General features: G+C 63.2%; 23 protein-coding genes. 20 read left to right on the forward strand and 3 right to left on the reverse strand.

The features are described 5' to 3' along the window. The first annotated feature begins 2 nt into the window (after positions 1-2). A complete protein-coding gene (locus LPA37_RS06550) occupies positions 3-521 on the forward strand; it encodes an ureidoglycolate lyase (RefSeq protein WP_228975203.1) in 519 nt (172 codons plus the stop codon). A gap of 122 nt (positions 522-643) precedes the next feature. On the opposite strand, the gene fur is transcribed toward LPA37_RS06550, so the two are convergent. Then, positions 644-1072 carry a ferric iron uptake transcriptional regulator gene (gene fur, locus LPA37_RS06555; protein ID WP_228975201.1) on the reverse strand — a complete coding sequence of 143 codons (429 nt, stop codon included), beginning with the start codon at positions 1070-1072 and terminating at the stop codon, positions 644-646. A gap of 153 nt (positions 1073-1225) precedes the next feature. Between fur and LPA37_RS06560 the strand changes: the two genes are divergently transcribed. The 9 genes from LPA37_RS06560 (at position 1226) to LPA37_RS06600 (ending at position 11114) form a co-directional block, all read left to right on the forward strand. Further along, positions 1226-2041, forward strand: a complete 816-nt coding sequence (locus LPA37_RS06560) for an outer membrane protein assembly factor BamE (protein ID WP_228975199.1) — start codon at positions 1226-1228, stop codon at positions 2039-2041. 266 nt (positions 2042-2307) lie between these two features. Then, on the forward strand, positions 2308-3105 hold the full coding sequence (gene dapB, locus LPA37_RS06565) for a 4-hydroxy-tetrahydrodipicolinate reductase (RefSeq protein WP_228975198.1): 798 nt from the start codon (positions 2308-2310) through the stop codon (positions 3103-3105). Positions 3106-3172: 67 nt separating this feature from the next. Further along, positions 3173-3847 (forward strand): MotA/TolQ/ExbB proton channel family protein, encoded by a 675-nt coding sequence (locus tag LPA37_RS06570; RefSeq protein ID WP_228975195.1) that lies wholly within the window; start codon positions 3173-3175, stop codon positions 3845-3847. Positions 3848-3871: 24 nt separating this feature from the next. After that, positions 3872-4375 (forward strand): ExbD/TolR family protein, encoded by a 504-nt coding sequence (locus tag LPA37_RS06575; protein ID WP_228975323.1) that lies wholly within the window; start codon positions 3872-3874, stop codon positions 4373-4375. Between the two features lie 412 nt (positions 4376-4787). Next, positions 4788-7382 carry a leucine--tRNA ligase gene (gene leuS / locus LPA37_RS06580; protein ID WP_229012098.1) on the forward strand — a complete coding sequence of 865 codons (2595 nt, stop codon included), beginning with the start codon at positions 4788-4790 and terminating at the stop codon, positions 7380-7382. 82 nt (positions 7383-7464) lie between these two features. Beyond that, positions 7465-8016 (forward strand): LPS-assembly lipoprotein LptE, encoded by a 552-nt coding sequence (locus LPA37_RS06585; protein ID WP_228975191.1) that lies wholly within the window; start codon positions 7465-7467, stop codon positions 8014-8016. 48 nt (positions 8017-8064) lie between these two features. Next, positions 8065-9189: a DNA polymerase III subunit delta gene (holA, locus tag LPA37_RS06590; RefSeq protein WP_229012099.1), complete on the forward strand. Its 1125-nt coding sequence runs from the start codon at positions 8065-8067 to the stop codon at positions 9187-9189. A gap of 151 nt (positions 9190-9340) precedes the next feature. After that, positions 9341-10612, forward strand: a complete 1272-nt coding sequence (locus tag LPA37_RS06595) for a glutamate-5-semialdehyde dehydrogenase (protein WP_229012100.1) — start codon at positions 9341-9343, stop codon at positions 10610-10612. 85 nt (positions 10613-10697) lie between these two features. Then, complete coding sequence (locus LPA37_RS06600; protein ID WP_229012101.1) at positions 10698-11114, forward strand: CopD family protein; 417 nt, start codon at positions 10698-10700, stop codon at positions 11112-11114. Here the strand turns inward: LPA37_RS06600 and LPA37_RS06605 are convergent, their stop codons facing one another. Continuing rightward, entirely contained in the window at positions 11115-11999 is an 885-nt protein-coding gene (locus LPA37_RS06605) for a MurR/RpiR family transcriptional regulator (RefSeq protein ID WP_229012102.1), read from the reverse strand. It lies immediately after the preceding gene. Positions 12000-12294: 295 nt separating this feature from the next. On the opposite strand from LPA37_RS06605, the gene edd reads away from it, so the two are divergent. The 8 genes from edd to LPA37_RS06645 all read left to right on the forward strand — a co-directional run bounded on the left by edd (position 12295) and on the right by LPA37_RS06645 (position 19211). After that, positions 12295-14157 (forward strand): phosphogluconate dehydratase, encoded by a 1863-nt coding sequence (gene edd / locus LPA37_RS06610; RefSeq protein ID WP_228975180.1) that lies wholly within the window; start codon positions 12295-12297, stop codon positions 14155-14157. A 2-nt stretch (positions 14158-14159) separates the two neighbouring features. Then, entirely contained in the window at positions 14160-14801 is a 642-nt protein-coding gene (gene eda, locus LPA37_RS06615) for a bifunctional 4-hydroxy-2-oxoglutarate aldolase/2-dehydro-3-deoxy-phosphogluconate aldolase (protein WP_090532900.1), read from the forward strand. Positions 14802-15104: 303 nt separating this feature from the next. Next, positions 15105-16466, forward strand: coding sequence for a GntP family permease (locus LPA37_RS06620; RefSeq protein ID WP_228975178.1), 1362 nt, complete (start codon positions 15105-15107; stop codon positions 16464-16466). A 14-nt stretch (positions 16467-16480) separates the two neighbouring features. Next, positions 16481-16975: a gluconokinase gene (locus LPA37_RS06625; RefSeq protein WP_228975176.1), complete on the forward strand. Its 495-nt coding sequence runs from the start codon at positions 16481-16483 to the stop codon at positions 16973-16975. Between the two features lie 434 nt (positions 16976-17409). After that, a complete protein-coding gene (locus LPA37_RS06630) occupies positions 17410-17793 on the forward strand; it encodes a hypothetical protein (RefSeq protein ID WP_229012103.1) in 384 nt (127 codons plus the stop codon). Beyond that, complete coding sequence (locus LPA37_RS06635) at positions 17786-18316, forward strand: PAAR domain-containing protein (RefSeq protein ID WP_267478131.1); 531 nt, start codon at positions 17786-17788, stop codon at positions 18314-18316. The genes LPA37_RS06630 and LPA37_RS06635 overlap by 8 nt, the downstream gene beginning before the upstream one ends. A 2-nt stretch (positions 18317-18318) precedes the next feature. Continuing rightward, positions 18319-18933: a hypothetical protein gene (locus LPA37_RS06640; protein WP_229012104.1), complete on the forward strand. Its 615-nt coding sequence runs from the start codon at positions 18319-18321 to the stop codon at positions 18931-18933. Next, positions 18930-19211, forward strand: coding sequence for a hypothetical protein (locus LPA37_RS06645; RefSeq protein WP_229012105.1), 282 nt, complete (start codon positions 18930-18932; stop codon positions 19209-19211). Before LPA37_RS06640 ends, LPA37_RS06645 begins: the two co-directional genes overlap by 4 nt. 202 nt (positions 19212-19413) lie before the next feature. Here the strand turns inward: LPA37_RS06645 and purB are convergent, their stop codons facing one another. Continuing rightward, on the reverse strand, positions 19414-20802 hold the full coding sequence (purB, locus tag LPA37_RS06650) for an adenylosuccinate lyase (RefSeq protein WP_229012106.1): 1389 nt from the start codon (positions 20800-20802) through the stop codon (positions 19414-19416). Positions 20803-20987: 185 nt separating this feature from the next. Here purB and LPA37_RS06655 point away from each other — a divergent pair, with 185 nt between their 5' ends. Together LPA37_RS06655 and LPA37_RS06660 are read left to right on the forward strand one after the other, a co-directional pair. Further along, the gene (locus LPA37_RS06655) at positions 20988-21944 is read left to right on the forward strand and encodes a LysR family transcriptional regulator (RefSeq protein WP_228975164.1); all 957 of its coding nucleotides are present in this window, start codon (positions 20988-20990) and stop codon (positions 21942-21944) included. Between the two features lie 166 nt (positions 21945-22110). Next, the gene (locus LPA37_RS06660; protein WP_228975163.1) at positions 22111-23415 is read left to right on the forward strand and encodes a Glu/Leu/Phe/Val family dehydrogenase; all 1305 of its coding nucleotides are present in this window, start codon (positions 22111-22113) and stop codon (positions 23413-23415) included. Positions 23416-23573 lie beyond the last annotated feature (158 nt).

Below are 23573 nucleotides of genomic sequence, written 5' to 3' on the forward strand. Positions count from 1 at the left end.
TCATGAAGACACTGCGAATAACCCGCCTGACGCGCGAAGCCTTCGCGCCGTTCGGCGACGTGATCGAACTGGACGGCGCCCGTCATTTCCCGATCAACGGCGGCACGACTGAACGCTTTCACGATCTGGCGACCGTCGACGTCTGCGGTGACGGCGGCCGGCCGTTGATCAACGTGTTTCGCGGGCAGCCGCGGGCGTGGCCGCTGGAGATCGCGATGATGGAGCGGCATCCGCTCGGCAGTCAGGCCTTCCTTCCGTTGAGCGACGCGTGCTACGTGATCGTCGTCGCGCCGGCGGGCGAGTTCGACGCAGCGCGGATGCGCGCCTTCTGGGCCGAAGGCGGGCAGGGCGTCAACTACGCGAAAGGTGTCTGGCACCATCCGCTGCTGGCGCTCGGACGCGTCAGCGATTTCGTGGTGATCGATCGCGGCGGCGAACAGCCCAATTGCGACGAGATCGCATTCACGGAGCCATGGCGGCTGGAAATGCAGGGCGAACGGATCGCGGAGACTGAAACCTGAGCATCGCACGCGGTTATGTAGTCGTGAAAAAGCCCGGTTGGCAGACATGCACAACCGGGCTTTTCGTTATCTTTGCGGTCTTTGTGGTCGCAGGCGCGGTGAACCAGACGCCTGCTGCCGGATCAGTGCTTGCGATGCGGGCAGTTTTCCTTTGTGCATCCGCCGTATAGTGCGAGCGCGTGCTCCTGCAACTTGAAGCCGCGCTCTTTCGCGATGGCTTGCTGGCGGCTTTCGATTTCGGGGTCGAAAAACTCCTCGACGATGCCGCAATCGAGGCACACGAGGTGATCGTGATGCGTCCCTTCGTTCAGCTCGAAGACCGCCTTGCCGGATTCGAAATTGCTGCGCGACAGCAGGCCGGCCTGCTCGAACTGCGTGAGCACGCGGTACACCGTGGCGAGCCCGATATCGAGTTCCTCGTGCAGCAGGTTGCGATAGACGTCTTCGGCGGTCAGGTGACGCACCGGGCTGTGCTGGAAGATTTCAAGAATTTTGAGGCGCGGTAGGGTCGCCTTAAGCCCGATGTTCTTGAGATCGGTTGGATTGGTCATGACGGCGAGTCCCTAGAGTACAATGCAGGGTTCTAATAGTAATGTGAATTGCTGTTCAGGTCATCTTCGACAGAAACTCGCGCGGCTTGCCAGCAAGCCCGCACGGTGAGTGAAATGATTTCAAAATCTCAATTGATCTACCGGGGGAGCCGCATGCGGGGTACCTTGATCGCTGCTGCGGCTGTAGCGGTTCTTGCTGGATGTTCCACATACGACAGCCTCACGCAGCGTATTGCGCAAAGCATCACGCCGTATCGGATTACCGTCGTGCAGGGCAACTTCGTTTCGAGCGAAGCAGCAGCGCAAATGAAGGTCGGCATGTCGCGCGCGGAAGTGCGCCAGCTGCTCGGCACGCCACTTCTGACCGATATGTTCCACGCCGACCGCTGGGACTATCTGTTCTATTTCAAGCGCGGCTCGACCTCGATCGTGCAGCAGCGTGACTTCATCGTGATGTTCGCGAATGATCGCGTCGCGAGCTGGTCGGGTGGCGAGGATCTGCCGTCTAACCTTGAACTGCTCGCCGATATCGATGGCGACCGCACCGGCAAGAAGGTCGCCGTCGCGCCGGTCGTGGCGAGCGGCGCAACGGGCGCCAGTGCGCCGGTCACGGCGGCCGCCGCTTCGGCGCCGGTTACCGTCGACACGACGCGCTCGCCCGCTGCAACCGACGCGACAGCCGCAGCCGCGTTGCCTTCGACAGCTGCGAACGAGCAGGCCGCGCAAGCCGCGAACCGCGCGACCGAAGCCGTTCAGGCGCCGACAGGTAACACGACGCCTTCGGTGCGCGCGGGCACGCCGCCTTCGGCAGGTCTGCCGCCGAACACGGGTGCGCCCGCCGCGCCGCAATTCCAGTTCCACCGTCCGCCGCCGCCGGTCAACCCGAACGCGCCGTCCGAGAACCCGGTGGGTCCGGTCGGTCCGCAAAGCAACGCGCCGGCACCGGCATCGACGGGAACGGGCGGCTAGCCACACTGTCTGTCACTTTGCGGGCCGGGCCCGCGAAGTGAGCTTGCGTAAGCGTGAGTTTGTCTTGCGCGCGTGTGGGGTTTGCCGGGTTTGCCGGATGCAGGGCTTTGCAGCGGTGTCCCGCGCGGCCGGTGTCACGGGAATGAAGCAAGCTCGTAGCCGGGCCGCCAGCCTTTTCGCAGTTTTTCCGCGGTTCGATGGCATGGAGACGGCGGTTTTGTCCGTGATTTCCATGCGTCAGCCGTTCTGTTGCTCATGAGTTGCCGATGAAAATTGCCATTGCTGGAGCGTCGGGCCGGATGGGCCGCATGCTCATCGAAACCGTTCTGAACGACGCCGGCGCGACGCTCGCAGGCGCGCTCGTGCCAGCCGGCGACCCGCATCTGGGTCAGGATGCCGGCGCGTTCCTCGGTAAACCGACGGGCGTGCTGGTGACCGATGACATCGACCGCGTTTTCGCCGAAGCGGACTATCTGATCGACTTCACGCGTCCGGCGGGCACGATGGCGCACGTCGAAGCCGCGCTGCGTCACAACGTGAAACTCGTGATCGGCACGACCGGTTTCGACAACGCGCAGAAAGCGCAGCTGCGTGCCGCCGGCGAGAAGACGGGCGTCGTGTTCGCGGCGAACATGAGCGTCGGCGTGAACGTCACGCTGAAGCTGCTCGAATTCGCGGCGCGTCATTTCGCGACCGGCTACGACATCGAAATCATCGAGGCGCATCACCGGCACAAGGTCGACGCGCCGTCGGGCACCGCGCTCATGATGGGCGAGGTAATCGCCGGCGCGCTCGGCCGCGATCTCGACACGTGCGCGGTCTACGGCCGCGAAGGTGTGACGGGCGAGCGCGATCCGTCGACGATCGGTTTTTCCGCGATCCGTGGCGGCGACATTGTCGGCGACCACACGGTGCTCTTTGCCGGCATCGGCGAGCGGATCGAGATCACGCACAAATCGGCGAGCCGCCTGTCGTACGCGCAGGGCGCGCTGCGCGCGGTGCGCTTCCTCGAAGCTCACCCGAGCGGTTTCTTCGACATGCAGGACGTGCTCGGCCTGCGCTAAAACCTGCGTCATAGCACCCGCGTATTTTCCGGCGGTTCAACGTTCGAAAGTCCTGAAGCGAGGCTCGATGGCAAGCACCGGCATCCTCCACTATCTGCAGACTGGCGACGCGATTACACATGGCGTCGCGTGGCTGTTGCTGGCGATGTCGGTGGCGAGCTGGTGTTTCCTGATCGTGAAAAGCTGGGTGCTCGGCCGCGCGAAGCGTCAGGGGCCGCGCGCCATCGCGCTGTTCTGGCAGGCGCAGACGTTGTCGGACGGCGTCGCGGCAATCCGGATCGCGGATCGCGAACGCGTTTTCGCGCCGCTGGCCGAAGCCGCGCTGCACGCCGCCGAAGCCGACATGCCCGGCGCGCTGCTGGGTCAGGTCGAGCGCAGCGAGCGCGTGCTGCGCGCGCTGCGTCAGGCGCTCGCCGCGTCCCAGCGTCGTCTGGAATTCGGCCAGGTGCTGCTCGCTTCGGTCGGCAGCACGGCGCCTTTCGTCGGGCTGCTCGGCACCGTGTGGGGCATCTATCACGCGCTCGGCAGCATTGCCGCAAGCGGGCAGGCCATGATCGAAAACGTCGCCGGGCCGGTCGGCGAGGCGCTGATCATGACGGCGTTCGGCCTCGTCGTCGCGATTCCCGCCGTGCTCGCCTACAACGTGCTCGGACGTATGGTGCGCCAGTTGTCGGAGGAGCTCGACGGCTTCGCGCACGACCTGCACGCCTACGTGTGCGCGCCGGCCGCGAGCGGCGCCTGAACATCTTTCGCGGAGGTCATGGATATGGCGTTCGGCGGACTCGACAGAAAGCAGACCGCGGCACCGATGGCGGACATCAACATGACGCCGCTGATCGACGTGATGCTCGTGCTGCTCGTCATTTTCATCATCACCGCGCCGCTGTTCACGCACGCGATCAAGCTGGATTTGCCGAAAGTGGCGTCGGCGCCGTCGCGGCAGACGCCGCAGACCATTTCCCTTTCCATCGACGCCGCCGGCAAGCTCTACTGGGACAGCACGCCTGTCACGCTCGACCAGCTACGCGCGAGATTCGCCGAAGCCGGCAAGCGCGCGGACCAGCCCGAAATCCATCTGCGCGCCGACCGCTCGACGCGCTACGAAACGATTGCCCAGGTGATGGGCGCGGCACAGCAGGCCGGCCTTGAGCGGATCGGGTTCGTGACCGATCCGCCGCCGGCCACGCGGGGCAGCCCGGCTGCGACAGCCAGTTCGAGTTCGGGCGGTCCGGCTCCATCGCAGGCGCCGGCCCGGCCGGCGAGCCAGTAGCGCCCGCTGCGCGCGCCCAGGAAACGTTACCCGCCACACGCACACCGCACACGCGACGGCAGGCGCAAACGCACCGCGTCAGCGTCCAGAAACGTCACTCGCCACGCAGGCAGTCAACGTGAGAGCGAACGCAAAAGCGCCGCGCAGGCGCCCGTGACACGTCTCCCGCCGCGCGTACCGCATACGCGACAGCGAGCGCCAGGGCAGACCCCGAACGGCAACCCGGCGCTTCCGGCTCGGCGCGCACCGCGCACGGCCCCAACCCGCCCGCGCAAATCGCACCGCCGCGGCCCCGGCCACCGCGCCGCCGGACGGTATAATCAGCCCTTTCCCCCGCAAGGGGGCGACCGATTCCATCAAGCAAAGCACCCGGCCCGGTGCGAAAGCACCGAACCAGCGACTCCACCACACCATGCACGAAAAATACGTTCCCTCCGACGTCGAATCCGCCGCGCAAGGGCAATGGCGCGCTTCCGACGCCTACCGGACGTCGGAAACCACCGACAAGCCCAAGTTCTACTGTGTCTCGATGCTGCCGTATCCGTCGGGCAAGCTGCACATGGGCCACGTGCGCAACTACACGATCAACGACGTGATGTACCGTTATCTGCGGATGAACGGTTACAACACGCTGATGCCGATGGGTTGGGACGCGTTCGGCATGCCCGCCGAAAACGCGGCGATCGCGAACAACGTGCCGCCGGCGAAGTGGACGTACGACAACATCGCGTACATGAAGAAGCAGATGCAGTCGATGGGTCTTGCGATCGACTGGTCGCGTGAAGTCGCCACCTGCAGCCCGGACTACTACAAGTGGAACCAGTGGCTCTTCCTGAAGATGCTCGAAAAGGGCATTGCGTACAAGAAGACCGGCACGGTGAACTGGGATCCGGTCGACCAGACCGTGCTCGCGAACGAGCAGGTGATCGACGGTCGCGGCTGGCGTTCGGGCGCGCTCGTCGAAAAGCGCGAAATCCCGATGTACTACATGCGCATCACGCAATACGCGGATGAACTTCTGAGCGACCTCGAAGGCCTCGGCTGGCCCGAGCGCGTGAAGGTGATGCAGCAGAACTGGATCGGCAAGAGCTTCGGCGTGAACTTCGGCTTCCCGTACGAGATCGACGGCGAAGCGAAACTGCTGCGCGTGTTCACGACGCGCGCCGACACGATCATGGGCGTCACGTTCTGCGCCGTCGCCGCCGAGCATCCGCTCGCAACGCGTCTCGCACAGGGTCGCCCGGAACTGCAGACGTTCATCGAGGAATGCAAGCGCGGCGGCGTGGCGGAAGCCGATGTCGCGACGATGGAAAAGAAAGGCATGGCAACGGACTTCTTCGTCACGCATCCGCTGACGCAGGAGAAGGTCGAAGTCTGGATCGGCAACTACGTGCTGATGAGCTACGGCGAAGGCGCCGTGATGGGCGTGCCGGCTCACGACGAGCGCGACTTCGCGTTCGCGAACAAATATGGCCTGCCGATCAGGCAGGTCGTGGCGGCGGAAGGCAAGACGTTCTCCACCGAAGCCTGGGCAGAGTGGTACGGCGACAAGGAAGGCGGCGTCTGCGTGAACAGCGGCAGGTACGACGGCCTCGATTACGCTGCCGCCGTCGATGCAATTGCGGCCGACCTGAAAGCGCTCGACCTCGGCGACAAGCAGATCACATGGCGTCTGCGTGACTGGGGCATTTCGCGCCAGCGTTACTGGGGCACGCCGATTCCGATCATCCATTGCCCGAGCTGCGGCGACGTGCCGGTGCCGGAAAAGGATCTGCCCGTCGTGCTGCCCGAAGACCTCGTGCCGGACGGCACGGGCAATCCGCTCGCGAAGAGCGAAGCGTTCGTGAACTGCACGTGCCCGACGTGCGGCGCGGCCGCGAAGCGCGAAACCGACACGATGGACACGTTCGTCGATTCGTCGTGGTACTTCTACCGCTACGCCGCGCCGGACGCGAAGACGATGGTCGACGCGCGCACCGATTACTGGATGCCGATGGACCAGTACATCGGCGGCATCGAGCACGCGATTCTTCACCTGTTGTATTCGCGTTTCTGGGCGAAGGTGATGCGCGACATGGGCCTCGTGAAGTTCGGCGAGCCGGCGAAGAACCTGCTCACGCAGGGCATGGTACTGAACGAAACCTACTATCGCGAAAGCGATGCGGGCAAGAAGACCTGGTACAACCCGGCCGACGTCATCGTCTCGTTTGACGACAAGGGTCGTCCGGTGGGCGCGGTGCTGATCGCCGACGGCCAGCCGGTCGTGCTCGGCGGCGTCGAGAAGATGTCGAAGTCGAAGAACAACGGCGTCGATCCGCAGGTGCTGATCGACCAGTACGGCGCTGATACGGCCCGTCTTTTCGTAATGTTCGCGGCGCCGCCGGAACAGCAGCTCGAGTGGTCGGGTTCGGGTGTGGAAGGCGCGAGCCGCTTTCTGCGTCGTCTGTGGACGTTCGGTCACGCGAACCAGGCGGCACTGGCCCGGCGCGCATCGTTCGACGTCGCGAAGCTCTCCGACACCGACAAGGTGCTGCGTCGCGAGATCTACAGCGTGCTGAAGCAGGCGGACTACGATTACCAGCGTATGCAGTACAACACGGTGGTGTCGGCGGCGATGAAGATGCTCAACGCCATCGAGAGTGCGAAGGGCGCGACGCCTGCCGTGCTGCGCGAAACCTGCGGCGTGCTGCTGCGCGTGCTGTATCCGGTCGTGCCGCACGCGACGTTCCAGTTGTGGCAGGAACTCGGTTACGCCGACGAAGCCGGCACGCTCCTCGATGCGCCGTGGCCGAAGGTCGACGAACAGGCACTGGAGCAGTCGGAGATCGAACTCGTGCTGCAGGTGAACGGCAAGGTGCGTGGCGCGCTGACAGTAGCGAAAGACGCTGCGCGCGAAACGATCGAACAGGCGGCGCTCGCACATGAGATGTTCGCGAGATTCGGCGAAGGCAAGCCGCCGAAGAAGATCGTCGTCGTGCCGGGCCGTCTCGTCAACGTCGTCGTTTAACGGAAAGCAGCGGAGTGAACGGGATGCCGGCAACGCGTGTAGACGCCAGTCCTGTTCGTCGCTGGGTATTCAGGGAGCCAATGTGACTCGCAGATCGTTCTTGACGCTCGCGTGTGGTGTGATGGTGTTGTCCGCATGCGGCTTCCAGCTGCGCGGCCAGCAGAATTACGCATTCAAGCGCCTCAACATCACGGGCGCGCCGGCTGCGATTAGCGCGCGGCTGACCCGGATGATCGAAGGCGGCAGCGATACCGTGGTCGTCAACGCGGCAACCAGCGCGGACGCCGTGCTGCGGATGTCCGAAGGACGTGGCAGCAGCGTGCTCACGCTGAACTCGCTGGGCGTCGTCGAAGAGTACCAACTGAATTACTCGCTGAACTACACGCTCATTGGCGCGGACGGCACCTTGCTGATTCCGCCGAGCTCGATCGCGCTGAATCGCGCGATGACGTATAGCGACCAGTTCTCGCAGGCAAAGGGCGCCGAAGCCGACATCCTGTTCGCCGACATGCAGAACGACGCGGTCGACCAGCTGACGCGTCGTCTCGCGGTGGTCCGCTCGCTGCATCCGGCGCCGGGTGAGGAAGCGCCGGCCGTCGCGCCGCGTGCGCCGTTGCCGCCGCCGCCGCTGTGATCCGTCTCCAGTGACCCGTCTCTACCCTGTGCAACCGTAGCCAGCCCTATGCAACTGCGACTTGACGCGCTCGAACCGCACCTCGCGAAAGGCCTCGCTGGCCTGTATGTCGTGCATGGCGACGAGCATCTGCTCGCGCAGGAAGCGTGCGACCGCATTCGCGCGACGGCGCGAGCGGCCGGTTTCACCGACCGCTCGGTGTTCACCGTCGAGCGGGGTTTCGACTGGAGTTCGCTGCTGGGCGCGAGCCAGTCGATGTCGCTGTTCGGCGACCGCCAGCTGGTCGAGTTGCGCATTCCGTCGGGCAAGCCGGGCAAGGAAGGCGCGGACGCGCTCAAGACGCTCGCCGCCGCGGTGAATTCCGATGTCCTGACGCTGGTGACGTTGCCGCGTCTCGATGCCGCCACGCAGAAGTCGGCGTGGTTCACCGCACTCGCCGATGCGGGCGTCGCGCTGAAGATCGATCCCGTCGAGCGCGCCCAGTTGCCGGCGTGGGTCGGACAGCGGCTCGCACAGCAGGGTCAGCGCGTTGCCGCGGGCGAAGAGGGGCGCCGCGCGCTGCAGTTTATCGCCGAGCGTGTCGAGGGCAATCTGCTCGCCGCGCATCAGGAAATCCAGAAGCTTGGTCTGCTGTATCCGCAAGGCGTGTTGAGCTTCGAGCAGATCCATGACGCGGTGCTGAACGTCGCACGTTACGACGTTTTCAAGCTGAACGAAGCGATGCTCGCGGGCGACGTCAGCCGGCTCTCGCGCATGCTCGACGGGCTGCGCGGCGAAGGCGAGGCTGCCGTGCTCGTGCTGTGGGCCGTCGTCGAGGAAGTGCGGACACTGTTGCGCATCAAGCGCGGCGTCGAGACAGGCAAGCCGCTCGCGGTCCTGCTGCGCGAAAATCGCGTGTGGGGGCCGCGCGAGCGGCTCGTCGGACCGGCGCTGTCGCGTGTCACGGAGGCCGCGCTCGAAAAAGGTCTCGCGCTGGCTGCGCGGCTCGACCGTCAGGTGAAGGGTCTGTCCGGCGGCACGCCAGGCGATCATCGCCACGATCCGCCGCCTGATCCGTGGAGCGGGCTTTTCGAACTGGCGATGACGGTTGCCTCTCCAGCGAAATCCGCGCCGGGCGCGGCGGCCATGCCGGTGACACCAGCACCAGGCCGGCCAGCCTTGCGGCCACGCTGATATCGCCAGCCAGCGTCCGGGTGTCCGGTAACGGACGCACCTTCAGCAAAGCCGCCGCCACCGACTTACAATCGACGCATCTTTTCCGCCAATCCAGCTATTCCTGTCTGCGCGCCGCGCGTGAGTCAGGCGCGACACCAAGAGAACGACGATGGACATCACCCAGTACATGACCGACCTCGGCCGCCGCGCACGACACGCATCGCGTGCGATGGCGCGCGCCTCGACGGCTGCGAAGAACGCCGCGCTGGAAGCGGTGGCGAACGCCATCGAACGCGATGCGGCAACGCTGAAAGCCGCGAACGCGCGTGACGTCGCGAAGGCGCGCGAAAAAGGCCACGACGCCGCGTTCATCGACCGCCTCATGCTCTCCGACAAGGCGCTGAAGACCATGGTCGACGGCCTGCGCCAGGTCGCGGGGCTGCCGGATCCGATCGGTGAAATCAGCAATCTCAAGTACCGTCCGAGCGGCATTCAGGTCGGCCAGATGCGCGTACCGCTGGGTGTGATCGGCATCATCTACGAATCGCGTCCGAACGTGACGATCGACGCCGCCGCGTTGTGCCTGAAGTCCGGCAACGCCACGATCCTGCGCGGCGGCTCCGAAGCGCTCGAATGCAACACCGCGCTCGCGAAGCTGATCGGCGAAGGGCTGGAAGCGGCCGGCCTGCCGCAGGACGCGGTGCAGGTCGTGGGTACGTCGGACCGCGCGGCGGTCGGCGTGCTGATCACGATGACGGAATACGTCGACGTGATCGTGCCGCGCGGCGGCAAGAGCCTGATCGCGCGCCTGATGGAAGAAGCGCGCGTGCCGATGATCAAGCACCTGGATGGCATCTGTCATGTCTACGTCGACGACCGCGCGGATATCGCGAAAGCGCTGACCGTCTGCGACAACGCCAAGACGCATCGCTACGGCACGTGCAACACAATGGAAACGCTCGTGGTCGCGCGCGGCATCGCGAATGAAGTGCTGCCGCCGCTCGGCAAGCTGTATCGCGGCAAGGAGGTCGAGCTGCGCGTCGATCCGGAGGCGCGCGCGGTGCTGGAGGCGGCGGGCGTCGGTCCGCTCGTCGACGCTACCGAGGAAGACTGGCGCACCGAATATCTCGCGCCCGTGCTGGCGATCAGGGTCGTCGATGGCATCGATGCGGCGATCGGGCACATCAACGAATACAGCTCGGCTCACACGGATGCAATCGTCACCGAAGATCATGACCGCGCGATGCGTTTCCTGCGCGAAGTCGATTCGGCGAGCGTGATGGTCAACGCGTCGACGCGTTTCGCGGATGGCTTCGAGTTCGGCCTCGGCGCGGAAATCGGCATCTCGAACGACAAGCTGCACGCACGCGGACCGGTCGGGCTGGACGGGCTGACGTCGATGAAATACGTCGTGTTCGGGCATGGGGAAGGGCGTCAGTAAATAGTCACTGAGCGCGCCAGCCGAGGCGCGCTTCGCCCCTTCGCCATCAAGACGATCACAAACAACAAATCGCAAAGGACCGCCGATGCTCTGGGTGAAGACGTTTCACATCGTACTGGTTGCGGCCTGGTTTGCCGGGCTGTTTTATCTTCCGCGCATCTTCGTGAATCTGGCGATGGAAACGGAGCCCGCAGCGGTCAAGCGGCTCCTGATCATGGCGCGCAAGCTGTTTCGTTTCATGACGCTGATCGCCGTGCCCGCGCTTGCATGCGGGTTGTGGTTGTGGCTCGCGGTCGGCATCGGGCGCGGGCAGGGCTGGATTCACGCGAAGGTCGGCGTGGTTGTGCTGCTCGTCGTCTATCACCTGTATTGCGGCGTCCTGCTGCGCACGTTCGAGCGCGGCCAGAACAAACGTTCGGACCGGTGGTACCGGATGTTCAACGAACTCCCGGTCCTCGGCCTGCTCGCCGCTGTGGCGCTCGTCGTGATCAAGCCGTTCTGATCAACGTTTCGCGGTGTTCGCCACGGATTTATCCGTGCCCGCGGCGGCGTCCTCGATCCGGCGTCGCCGCAATATGTCCTTCGCCTCAGCGAGCTTGCCGAGCAGTTCCGGCCCAAGCCTGAGCGCCACCCCCACCGCCAGAATGTCGCCGATCGCGAGATGCGAGACGCGCGACGTCATCGGCGAAAAGATATCCGTGTCTTCATCCACATTCGCGTACAGCCCGATCGTGGAAAGGCGCGCGAGCGGCGAATTGCCGTGCGTGATCGCGATCACCTTCGCGCCGGCGGCCAGCGCCGACCGCGCTGCATCGACGATATCGCGCGTGCGCCCGGTATTTGAAATCGCGACCACGACGTCGCCCTTGCCCAGCAGCGCCGCCGACATCAGGAACGTATGCGGGTCCGAATACGCGACGCTCGGCACGCCGAGGCGGAAAAACTTGTGCTGCACGTCGAGCGCCGCGATGCCCGAGCCGCCCGCGCCGTAGAACTCGATGCGTCGCGCGTCGGCGAGAAGCGCGATCGCCGCCGCCACGCTATCCGACGACAGGTTGTTGCGCACCTGGATCAGCGCGCCGATCGTCCGGTCGAGCACCTTGGCGGCGACGCCCGGTGCCGGCTCGTCCGCGCGCACGTCGCGGTAGACCGCGGGCACCTCGGCGGCGATGCCCTGTGCCAGCCGGATCTTGAACTCCCTGAAACCCGAAAAACCGAGCGCACGACAGAAACGCGCGATCGTCGGCTGGCTCACGCCCGCGCGCGCCGCTACTTCCGTCATCGACAGATCGAGCACCTCGCGAGGCGCCTCGATCACGTAGTCGGCCAGCTTGCGCTCGGACGGACGCAGCTGGTCGCGCATGGCCTCCACCTGGGACAGCATCATCGGAAAACTCGCACTATGCTGAAGAATGCGTGGACTATAGCCGATCGCGCGGATATGTACAAAAACTACATATCCCGCTGTAGGTGTAATCCCTATGTTTAGTGTGATTTTGTCTTAAGTGCCGTATGGAAAGGCTCTCATGGCGATTTGGGTATCTTGAAATGTGAGTCGTCAGGTCGTTGCGATTGTGTAGTTTTTCTACTAACATCGCATTGTCGGCTGCGAAAGCCGTCCCCCGCGATATCAATCTGGCGCCGCGTGCGAGCCCCGCGCAGCCAGCGACGAAGGAGCTTCGATGGTTTCCCCGCATCCGCAATTGACGAAGGTCACGCAACGCGTGATCGAACGCAGCAAGCCCAGCCGTGATGCCTATCTGGCGCGCATCGACCGCGCGCAGGGGCAGTTTCCGGCCCGCGGCGCGCTGTCGTGCGCGAACCTCGCTCACGGCTTCGCCGGCCTCGAGGGTAAAGAGAAGCTCGCCATCAAGACAATCCGCGAGCCGAATATCGGCATCGTTTCGTCGTATAACGAGATGCTGTCGGCGCACGCGCCGTACAAGAATTTCCCCGACATCATCAAGGCGGCCGCGCGTGAAAACGGCGGCGTCGCGCAGTTCGCGGGCGGCGTGCCGGCCATGTGCGATGGCGTGACGCAAGGCAACGCGGGCATGGAACTGTCGCTCTTTTCGCGCGAAGTGATCGCGATGAGCACGGCCGTCGCGCTCACGCACAACATGTTCGACGCGGCGCTGTGCCTCGGCGTGTGCGACAAGATCGTGCCGGGTCTGCTGATCGGCGCACTGCAGTTCGGCCATCTGCCGACGATCTTCGTGCCGGCCGGCCCGATGACGAGCGGCCTCTCGAACGACGACAAGGCGAAGATCCGCCAGAAATTCGCCTGCGGCGAAGTGGGCCGCGATGCGCTGCTCGAAGCGGAGGCGGCCGCGTATCACGGCCACGGCACCTGCACGTTCTACGGCACGGCGAACAGCAACCAGATGCTGATGGAAGTGATGGGCCTGCACCTGCCGGGCTCGGCGTTCGTGCATCCGCACACGCCGCTGCGCGATGCGCTCACCGCGCAGGCCGCGCGCCGCGTGCTCGACCTCACGGCCGAACGCGGCAACTACACGCCGATCGGCCACGTCATCGATGAAAAGGCGATCGTCAACGGGATCGTCGGTCTGCTGGCAACCGGTGGCTCGACGAACCATACGCTGCATCTGGTCGCGATCGCGCGTGCCGCAGGCATCGTGATCGACTGGGACGACTTCGACACGCTGTCGCAGGCGGTTCCGCTGCTCGCCAGGGTCTACCCGAACGGTAAGGCTGACGTGAACCACTTCGACGCGGCCGGCGGCATGGCGTTCCTGATCCGCAACCTGCTCGAAGACGGTCTGATGCACGAAGACGTCAATACCGTTGCCGGCCGTGGCCTGTCGCATTACACAGAAGAGCCGAAACTGATCGACGGCAAGCTGACGTGGGTGCCGGGTGCCGCGCAAAGCCACGACACCAACGTGCTGCGCGGCATCAAGGAGCCGTTCCAGCCGGATGGCGGCCTGCGTCTGATGAAGGGCAGGCTCGGTCGCGGTGTCATCAAGATTTCGGCGGTTGCGGCGCAGCATCGCAAGGTGAAGGCGCCGGCCATCGTGTTCGATTCGCAGGAAGCCGTGCAGGAAGCGTTCGACCGGGGCGAGCTGAAGCGCGATTTCGTGGCCGTCGTGCGCTTCCAGGGCGCGCGCGCAAACGGCATGCCCGAACTGCATCGTTTGACGCCGCTGCTCGGCGTGTTGCAGGATCAGGGTTTCCACGTCGCGCTCGTGACCGACGGACGGATGTCAGGCGCATCGGGCAAGGTCCCGGCGGTCATCCACATATCGCCGGAAGCGTTGCTGCAAGGGCCGATCGGCAAGGTACAGACAGGCGATACGATCGTCATCGACGCGGAAGCGGGCGTGCTCGACGTCGAGATCGATGCAGCCACATGGGCGGCGCGTGCGGTCGCGCAGCCGGCGCATCAGGCGGAAAACGAAGTCGGCTTTGGCCGCGAGCTGTTCGGCGTCTTCCGTGCTTCGGCGGCGCCGGCTGAACTTGGCGCATCGGTGTTCGGCCCGATGGTCGGTGAAATCCACGAATTGCAGAAACAGGGAGCATGAACATGACGCAAAAGACAGTGAGCGAAATCGTCCGCCTGGGTCCGGTCATTCCGGTTCTGGCGTTCGATTCGGTCGAACAGGGCGAGAACGTGTCGCGTGCGCTGCACGCCGGCGGCGTCAAGGTGCTCGAAATCACGCTGCGCACGGATGCCGGCCTGAAGGCGATCGAGCGCGCGAGCCAGCTGGCGGAGGACATCGTCGTCGGCGTGGGTACGATCACGCGGCCGGAGCAGTGCGCGAAGGCGAAGAAAGCGGGCGCGACGTTCGGCGTCTCGCCGGGCCTCACGAAAGAGATGCACCAGGCCGCGCAGGACGCCGGCCTGCCGCTGCTGCCGGGCGTGATGACGCCGACGGACATCATCGTCGCGCTGGAACTCGGCTATGAGATCGTCAAGTTCTTCCCGGCGCAGCAGGCCGGCGGCGTGCCGATGCTGCAGGCGTTCAGCGGTCCGTTCCCGACGCTGAAGTTCTGCCCGACGGGCGGTATCACCGCGGAAACCGCGACGCATTTCCTGTCGCTGCCGAACGTGGTGTGCGTCGGCGGTTCGTGGCTCACGCCGAAGTCGGCGCTGGCCGCCCAGAACTGGGACGAAGTCACGCGCCTCGCACGTGCGGCAAGCCAGCTGGCCGCGCCTTCGCACTGAGCCTGAGCGGATCGTCTTACGCACGCCGCAGCATGCAAAAGACTTTGCACGAAGCATGCGCGCACGGGTTTCGCCAGAGAAGCCTCGTTGAAACGGTCTGACGACCGTGACATTGAGGCTTCTTTTTTGCATTCAGGATTTCCTGTCACGGGCGCCATCTACTACAGTCCAGTACAGAAAACTTCAACTGACAGTAAAATCCAGCGTCCGCGCGGACGGCTTCGACTGCCGCCGCGTCCGGCTATCAACCCGGGTGCCAGCGGCATGTTGCATCCATACGAATAAACAACAAGGAGGAGCTTCATGGAAGCGGTCCACGGCAGCATGCTGCTGATTTACGCGCTGATCGCGATTGCAGTACTGATCCTGATGATCACGCGTTTCAAGGTCTATCCGTTTCTCGTCCTGATCATCGTTTCACTGCTGCTCGGCCTCGCGGTCGGCATGCCGATGGACACGATCGTCAAGGCATTCGAGACCGGCAACGGCAACACATTGGGTCACATCGCGATCGTCGTCGGCCTCGGCACGATGCTCGGCAAGATGATGGCCGAGTCGGGCGGCGCGGAACGCATCGCGACCACGCTGATCGACAAGTTCGGTGAGAAGAACATTCACTGGGCGATGATGGTCGTCGCGATCATCGTCGGCTTGCCGGTGTTCTTCGAAGTCGGCTTCGTGCTGCTGATCCCGATCGCGTTCAACGTCGCGAAGCGCACCGGCAAATCGCTGCTGCTGATCGGCCTGCCGATGGTCGCGGGCCTTTCGGTCGTGCACGGCCTGATTCCGCCGCACCCCGCCGCGTTGCTCGCCGTGCAGGCGTATCACGCGGATATCGGCAAGACCATTGCGTACGGGCTGATCGTCGGCGTGCCGACGGCAATCGTCGCCGGTCCGCTGTTCGCGCTGCTGATCAGCAAGTACATCAAGCTGCCGGAGAACAATCCGCTCGCCGCGCAGTTCGTCCACGACGAATCGGCCGATGAAAAGCGCGACCTGCCGGGCTTCGGCATCACGCTCTTCACGATCCTGCTGCCGGTGATCCTGATGCTGATCGGCAGCTGGGCCGATCTCGTGTTCGCGCCCAAAACGGTGCCGAACAGCCTGCTGCATTTTGTCGGCAACTCGGATGTGGCGCTGCTGATCGCGGTGCTCGTCAGCTTCTGGACGTTCGGTGCGAAGCGCGGCTTCAACCGTGAACAGATCCAGAAGTTCTGCGGCGACTGTCTCGCGCCGATCGCGGGCATTACGCTGATCGTCGGCGCGGGTGGCGGCTTTGGCCGGGTGCTGATCGAGAGCGGCATCTCGAAGCAGATCGTCGATTCGGCGACGTCGGCTCATCTGTCGCCGTTGCTGCTCGGCTGGTTCGTCGCCGCGCTGATCCGTCTTGCGACGGGTTCGGCGACGGTCGCGATGACGACCGCCTGCGGCATCGTCGCACCGATCGCGGCGGCCGGTGTCGCGCAGGTCAAGCCCGAACTGCTGGTGCTGGCGACGGGCTCGGGTTCGCTGATTTTCTCGCACGTGAATGACGGCGGCTTCTGGCTGGTGAAGGAATACTTCGGCATGACGGTGGTCCAGACGTTCAAGACATGGTCGCTGTGCGAAACCATCATTTCGCTGATGGGCCTGGGCTTGACGTTCGCGCTCGCGGCGGTACTGTAAGCAAGGAGTTTTTGATGATTCTGATCGCGATGGGTGTGTCGGGCGCGGGCAAAACGCGGATCGGCGAGTTGCTCGCCGAGCGCCTGCACTGCGACTTCACGGATGGCGACGCGTTTCACAGCGAAGCCAACAAGGAGAAGATGCATCACGGCATCCCGTTGACGGACGAAGACCGCTGGCCGTGGCTGCGCACGATTCGCGCGGCGATCGAGAAAGAGCAGCGCGCGGGCGTGGCTGCGGTGTTCACGTGCTCGTCGCTGAAGCGCTCGTATCGCGACATTTTGCGTGACGGTGACAAGGACGTGTGCTTCGTCTATCTGAAGGGGTCGCGCGAAGTGCTGGAAGAGCGGTTGCAGACGCGTACCGGGCACTTCTTCGATCCATCGCTGTTGCAGAGTCAGCTCGATACGCTCGAAGAGCCGGGTGAGGATGAGGCGATCACGGTGAGTATCGAACTCACGCCGGAACAGATCGTCGATGAGGTGCTGAGGCAGGTTGAGGGGCGCTGATTTTCTGGCGTGTGGTGGATGTGAAAAAGGCGCCTTTGGCGCTTGCGCCGTTCAGTTAAGGTTTTCCGAAGGTACTGAGCGGAGTAACGCAAAGGGCGGAATTTGACGACCCGGTCGCTTGAGTGACCGGGTCGTTTTTTTATGTGCCCCCGGCATGGGTGCGATCCTGGAGGTCCAGGTTCTCCCATAAGCTGACCAACGCGAACGAAGTGAAGCGCAACTGCGTGAAGGTGACTGAACGTGGGGAGGAGGCGTGGACAAATGGTTGCCCCGTATCAAAAAAGCGACTTGCCGTTCGAGTAGCTACCCCGCTTTTCGAACTTGTCTGATTCGCTTGTTCTTTCTGCTTGTTGAGAGTGTTGGCGGGGATTGCGGCGCGCCGATTGTCTGGCGCGGAGGATCGACTGCGCTATCCCATTCTGACAGGAGACTTCATGATGTCGGAACAGCAGAAAAACGAAACCACGTATCTTTTTCGCACCGGAGGCTGGCGTACTGAGCGCGGCGGGAGCGTCACGCAGGCATGCAGTAGATTAACGGTTGACGGGTTGAATTTGGCCCGCGTCGGTGAAAAGGCGACTCGCGAGGTCGGCAGCAAGGCGGTCGTCATTGATGGACCGGTTTCCTCCGCAACCTGCATTACCGGGCTGCTCGCGCAGGTCGGTTCCCGTCTGAGCAATGACGAGACGATCGCGCAAACACTGCAGGACAGCCACGACATATCGGTTCGCGACGGCGAACTCTTTCCAGGCCTTTTTGAGCCGGTCTATATGCCGTCTCTGAATACTGACGTGGACAGAGGGCCCAACCATGCGTAAGGCGGCGGTACGGGATGGTGACTCGACGACAACGGGTGGTCGCGTCATGGGCTCCTCAAAGGGGTATACCGATCACGGCAAAAAGCTCGCGCTGGATGGCGACGTGGCGACGTGCAACAACTGCACGGGAACCCACAGAATATTTGGAACCGGCAAGGGAATATCCGACAAGGGGCGCGACGTTGTCGTTGACGGTGATTCGGTACTCTGTCCGTGCGGGAAGAACCGGGTGATCGTAGGCAGTAATCCTGGATACTTTCTCAATTCCAACCGCGGATTTACGGGTGCTAGCAGTGTGGTGAGCGCGGCCCAATCAGCCCTCGCAAAAGGCGCATCCGTTGCGTCCTATGATGACCAGTTCATCCTGCGAGATATCGACGGGCACGCCCTTACAAACACGGCGTATGCGCTGCGACGGGAAACCGGTGGATTTGAATACGGTGAAACGGACGAGAAAGGATATACGCATTTGCTTTCGTCAATTGCCGCCGCTGAGAACATACACGTTTATCTTGCAGGATAGCCATGTCAGAGCAGATTCACATCTCCCCGGATGGGGTGAAATACCGTTTAATAGCATACAAAACTACCACGCCGACAAAAGACACTTCGGTAAAACAAATCATTGCAGATTCCACCACCATCGAAGTCATTGTCAGTGACTCCCGGTTGCTCAGTGTGGGCTCACAGTGGGGGCATGTCGCCATGGAAATTGACGGAATCGTCTATAGCCGCGCTCATGAAGAATACGTAAAAATAGATAAACACACCTATTTTTATGGTGGCGTGGTTAATCTGACTAACGGGTCAATACGAACCGGCGGAAATTTGTGGCGTGACAATGTGGGCCTGGTGCTCAGAGTATCGCCAGCTGAAAAAGAGAAGGTAAAACGCGAGCTGGAGCGACGTGTAAGTGTCGATCGAGCATTCAAGCGGGCACATCCGGGTGAAAGCACGTACAGTCTTTTTGACAATAATTGCTCATCGAATGTGGCTGACGTACTGGAATCGATCGGTATTCTGGCTCATGACCCGCGCTGGTTGCCCACGCCGATAGCGCCTGCCGAGCTCGATGCCGTGCTAGAGAAATCAAAGCGTCTCGCAAAGAAGAACTATTATCCGAAGCAGGCTAACCATTGAAGAAACGCTATTTCATCCTTGCCCTGATTCAATCGACTCTGATCTTGCTGTCTGGCTGGCTAAGGCGGACCTCGTGGAGGGAAATAGATTTTGCTGGAGGAACGTGGCCCTCGAGCGTGCAGCCTTCGTTTTACTGTTTGGCAGGGTGGCTGGTGACGATTTCTATAGCAACGGGGTTTGGTGTGGTTGACAAGGAGAACAGAACGATGATTGTTCTGTTCCTCATCCTTCTGTTGCCGGCGATCGAATTTTTTTTGTGGTTTGCGCTGAGCTTCTGATACCTGTGTCGTAATCCTCGCGCCCAAATCTGCATACGATCCGTTACGGCAATCCGCAGGCACACCAGGGAAACGGACGATAAGCAGATCGCCGTGCAATTCGTAGTGCGACTATAGGCGCGCCAAGCTAAGGCTTTAACCCGCTTGGGCGGGGTTCCGGGGAGCGCCTTTTCTTTGCCGCAACTAAACGCGAACAGCAGACTTACTTAATCCGCTTCGCCAGCTCAACCGCCTTGCCGACATACGAAGCCGGGGTCATCGCGAGCAACCGTTGCTTGGCGTCAGCGGGGATGCTCAGGCCGCCGATAAACGTCTGCAGACCTTCGCGCGTGATGCCCTTGCCGCGCGTCAGCTCCTTCAGTTGCTCGTACGGATTGTCGATGCCATAACGGCGCATCACCGTTTGCACCGGCTCGGCCAGCACTTCCCAGCAGTTATCGAGGTCTTCGTTCAGACGCGCCGCATTCACTTCGAGCTTGTCGAGGCCACGAATCAGCGAATCATAGGCGAGCAGCGAGTAACCGAACGCGACGCCGATATTGCGCAGCACCGTCGAATCGGTCAGGTCACGTTGCCAGCGCGAAACCGGCAGCTTGTCGGCCAGATGGCGCAGCGTCGCGTTCGCGAGACCGAGGTTGCCTTCCGAGTTTTCGAAGTCGATCGGGTTGACCTTGTGCGGCATCGTCGACGAACCGATTTCGCCGGCCTTCAGACGCTGCTTGAAGTACCCCACCGAGATATAGCCCCACACGTCGCGGTCGAGGTCGAGCAGGATGATGTTCGCGCGCGACACGGCATCGAACAGTTCGGCCATGTAGTCGTGCGGCTCGATCTGGATCGTGTACGGATTGAACGTGAGCTTCAGGCGCTCTTCGACCACTTCGCGCGAGAACGCTTCCCAGTCGAACTCCGGATACGCGGACAGATGCGCGTTGAAGTTGCCGACCGCGCCGTTCATCTTGCCGAGCAGTTCGACCTTCGCGACGCGCTCGATCGCGCGTTCCAGCCGCGCGGCGACGTTGGCGATTTCCTTGCCGAGCGTCGTCGGGCTGGCCGGCTGGCCGTGCGTGCGCGACAGCATCGGCTGTTCGGCCTGGGCATGCGCGAGCGCGACGAGGCGCTGATGCACCGAGCGCAGCGCCGGCAGGATCACGTGTTCACGTGCGCCCGCCAGCATCAGGCCGTGCGACGTGTTGTTGATGTCCTCCGACGTGCACGCGAAGTGGATGAACTCGCTCGCGCGTTCCAGTTCCGCCTGACCCTTCACCGATTCCTTCAGCCAGTATTCGACTGCCTTCACGTCGTGGTTCGTCACGCGCTCGATTTCCTTGATGCGCGCGGCGTCGTGCGCGGTGAAGCGCTCAGCCAGTTGCAGCAGGAACTGCTCCGACGCCTCGGAGAAGCGCGGCACTTCGGCGAAACCGGCGTGCGAGAGCGCGATCAGCCAGTGAATTTCGACCGTCACGCGATTGCGCATGAACGCGGCTTCCGAGAGCCATTCGCGCAGGGCTTCGGTTTTCGCGGCGTAGCGGCCGTCGAGCGGAGAAAGCGCGTTCAGCGCGAAGAGGGTGTCGGGACGGGTATCGGACATGATGGAGGCGGGGACGGAAGGTGAGGAAGAGAATCGGGGAGAACCCGGAATTTTACCACTGGCGACCACCGAAGCCCGCTCGTAGCCGCCGGCGTGCCCGCTCGTGCCCGCAGGCACGCCCGATGAAGCAGCTGCGCCGCTAGAATGCTGACTTCTCCTTTTGCCGCACGGCGACCAGGGTCCGCATGGAACTGAAATGGCTCGAAGACTTCGTTTCGCTCGCGGAAACCCGCAGCTTCAGCCGCTCGGCTGAACTAAGGCACGTGACGCAGCCGGCGTTCTCGCGCCGCATCCAGGCACTCGAAGCGTGGCTCGGCACGGAACTGATCGACCGTTCGGTTTACCCGACGCGTCTCACGTCCGCAGGCCAGGTGTTCTACGAGCAGGCGCTCGCGATGCTCTCGCAGTTTCACGAAGCGCGCACGCTGCTGCGCGGCCACACGGCAACGCCGGCCGCGACGATCGAATTCGCGGTTCCGCACACGTTGTCGCTCACCTATTTTCCGCGCTGGCTGCAACGCATCGAGGCCCAACTCGGCTCGATCCACACGCGTCTGCGCGCGCTGAACGTGCATGACGCCGTGCTTTCGCTCGTCGAAGGCGGCTGCGATCTGGTGATGGGTTATCACCATCCGAGCCATCCGGTCGCGCTCGACCCGGCGCGCTACGACATGCTTATCCTGGGTCTCGAGCCGATCAGCCCGTTCTCCGCGCCGCTGCGCGGAGGCCGGCCGCGCCACACGCTGCCCGGCACGCCGGAAGCGCCCGCGCCGTATCTGTCATACACGCCGAACGCCTATCTCGGGCGCATGACGGAGGTGATCGTCGCCAATGCGCCGACGCGTCTCTATCTCGATCGCATGTATGAAACGGATATGGCCGAAGGACTGAAGGCGATGACGCTCGCCGGCCACGGTCTCGCGTTCCTGCCGCATAGCGCCGTAGAGGACGCGGTGGCCGACGGCAGCCTGATCCGTCTGGACCGCGGGTCGCGCGGCGTCGCGGAAGGCCGGTTCACGCTGACGATGGAAATCCGCCTCTACCGCGACAAGCTCGCGGCGCAAGGCGACGACCCGCGCCAGGTGCTGGTGCGCCAGCTTTGGGATGTGGTGACGGCGGAACTGGCGCAGGACGCGGCATGACACGATCTGACGTGAGATGCAAGCGCCGACGCCCGCGCAAAATGCGACAGATTTTTTCATATTCCCGACGTTATGCAAGAAAAACATAACGCAATAATCAAACGGCATTGGATTTCGTGACTCCCTTTTTCGACAATGGGCGCATTCGATCGACGCAGGAGCGTTCATGTCATCCCACGAGCAGTCCGCATCAACCTCGCAGTCCATCCCGTCCTACCTTCACAGCGACGACCTCGGCCCCTGGGGCAACTATCTTCGTCAGGTCGACCGCGTCGCGCCTTACCTGGGTTCCCTGTCGCGCTGGCTCGAAACGCTGAAGCGTCCGAAGCGCATTCTGATCGTCGATGTGCCGATCGAGCTCGATAACGGCACCGTCGCGCACTTCGAAGGCTATCGCGTGCAGCACAACGTTTCGCGCGGCCCGGGCAAGGGCGGTGTGCGTTATCACCAGGACGTGACGCTCTCGGAAGTGATGGCGCTGTCGGCGTGGATGTCGGTGAAGAACGCGGCGGTGAACGTGCCGTACGGCGGCGCGAAAGGCGGTATCCGCGTCGATCCGCGTACGCTTTCCCGTGGCGAACTCGAGCGCATGACGCGCCGCTACACGAGCGAAATCGGCATCATTATCGGGCCGAATACCGACATCCCCGCGCCGGACGTGAATACGAACGAGCAGATCATGGCGTGGATGATGGACACGTACTCGATGAACCAGGGGCAGACGGCCACCGGCGTCGTGACCGGCAAGCCGATCACGCTCGGCGGCTCGCTCGGCCGTCGTGACGCCACGGGCCGGGGCGTCTTTGTCGTGGGTTGCGAAGCGGCCCGCCGCATCGGCTTCGACATCGAAGGCGCGCGTATCGCGGTGCAGGGTTTTGGCAACGTCGGCGGCATTGCGGCGCGTCTCTTCCAGGACGCCGGCGCGAAGGTCGTCGCCGTGCAGGATCACACCGGCACGCTGTACAAGTCCACGGGTATCGACGCCCGCGCGCTGCTGGAGCACGTGGCGAAGACGGGCGGCGTCGGCGGCTTTCCGGAAGCCGACGCGATCGCGAACGAAGACTTCTGGAGCGTCGAGTCGGATATCCTGATCCCGGCCGCGCTGGAAAACCAGATCACCGAAAAGAACGCTGGCAAAATCCGCGCGAAGATCATCGTGGAAGGCGCGAACGGCCCGACCACGACGTCCGCCGACGACATCCTGCACGACAAGGGCATCCTCGTGATTCCGGACGTCGTGGCCAATGCCGGCGGTGTGACGGTGTCATATTTCGAATGGGTACAGGATTTCTCGAGCTTTTTCTGGACGGAAGACGAGATCAACCAGCGCCTCGAACGGGTGATGCGTGAAGCTTTTGCAGCGGTGTGGCAGGTTTCGAGCGAGCAGAATGTCTCGGTTCGTACGGCTGCGTTTATCGTTGCCTGCAAGCGGATTCTTCAGGCGCGTGAAATGCGCGGCCTGTACCCCTGATCGCTGATGAGCCGGGGTTAAAATGCGGCTTGTGCCGCGTACTGGCCATCAAACCGGCAAACGGGCGGCATCGATTCGATGCCGCCCGCTTTCGCGTATGTGCGATGTGAACCATGTCCGGATTTGCGCACCGCACAAGTCCGAACATGGTTAACAAC

This window comes from Paraburkholderia gardini (assembly GCF_907164545.1).
Lineage (GTDB): Bacteria > Pseudomonadota > Gammaproteobacteria > Burkholderiales > Burkholderiaceae > Paraburkholderia > Paraburkholderia gardini.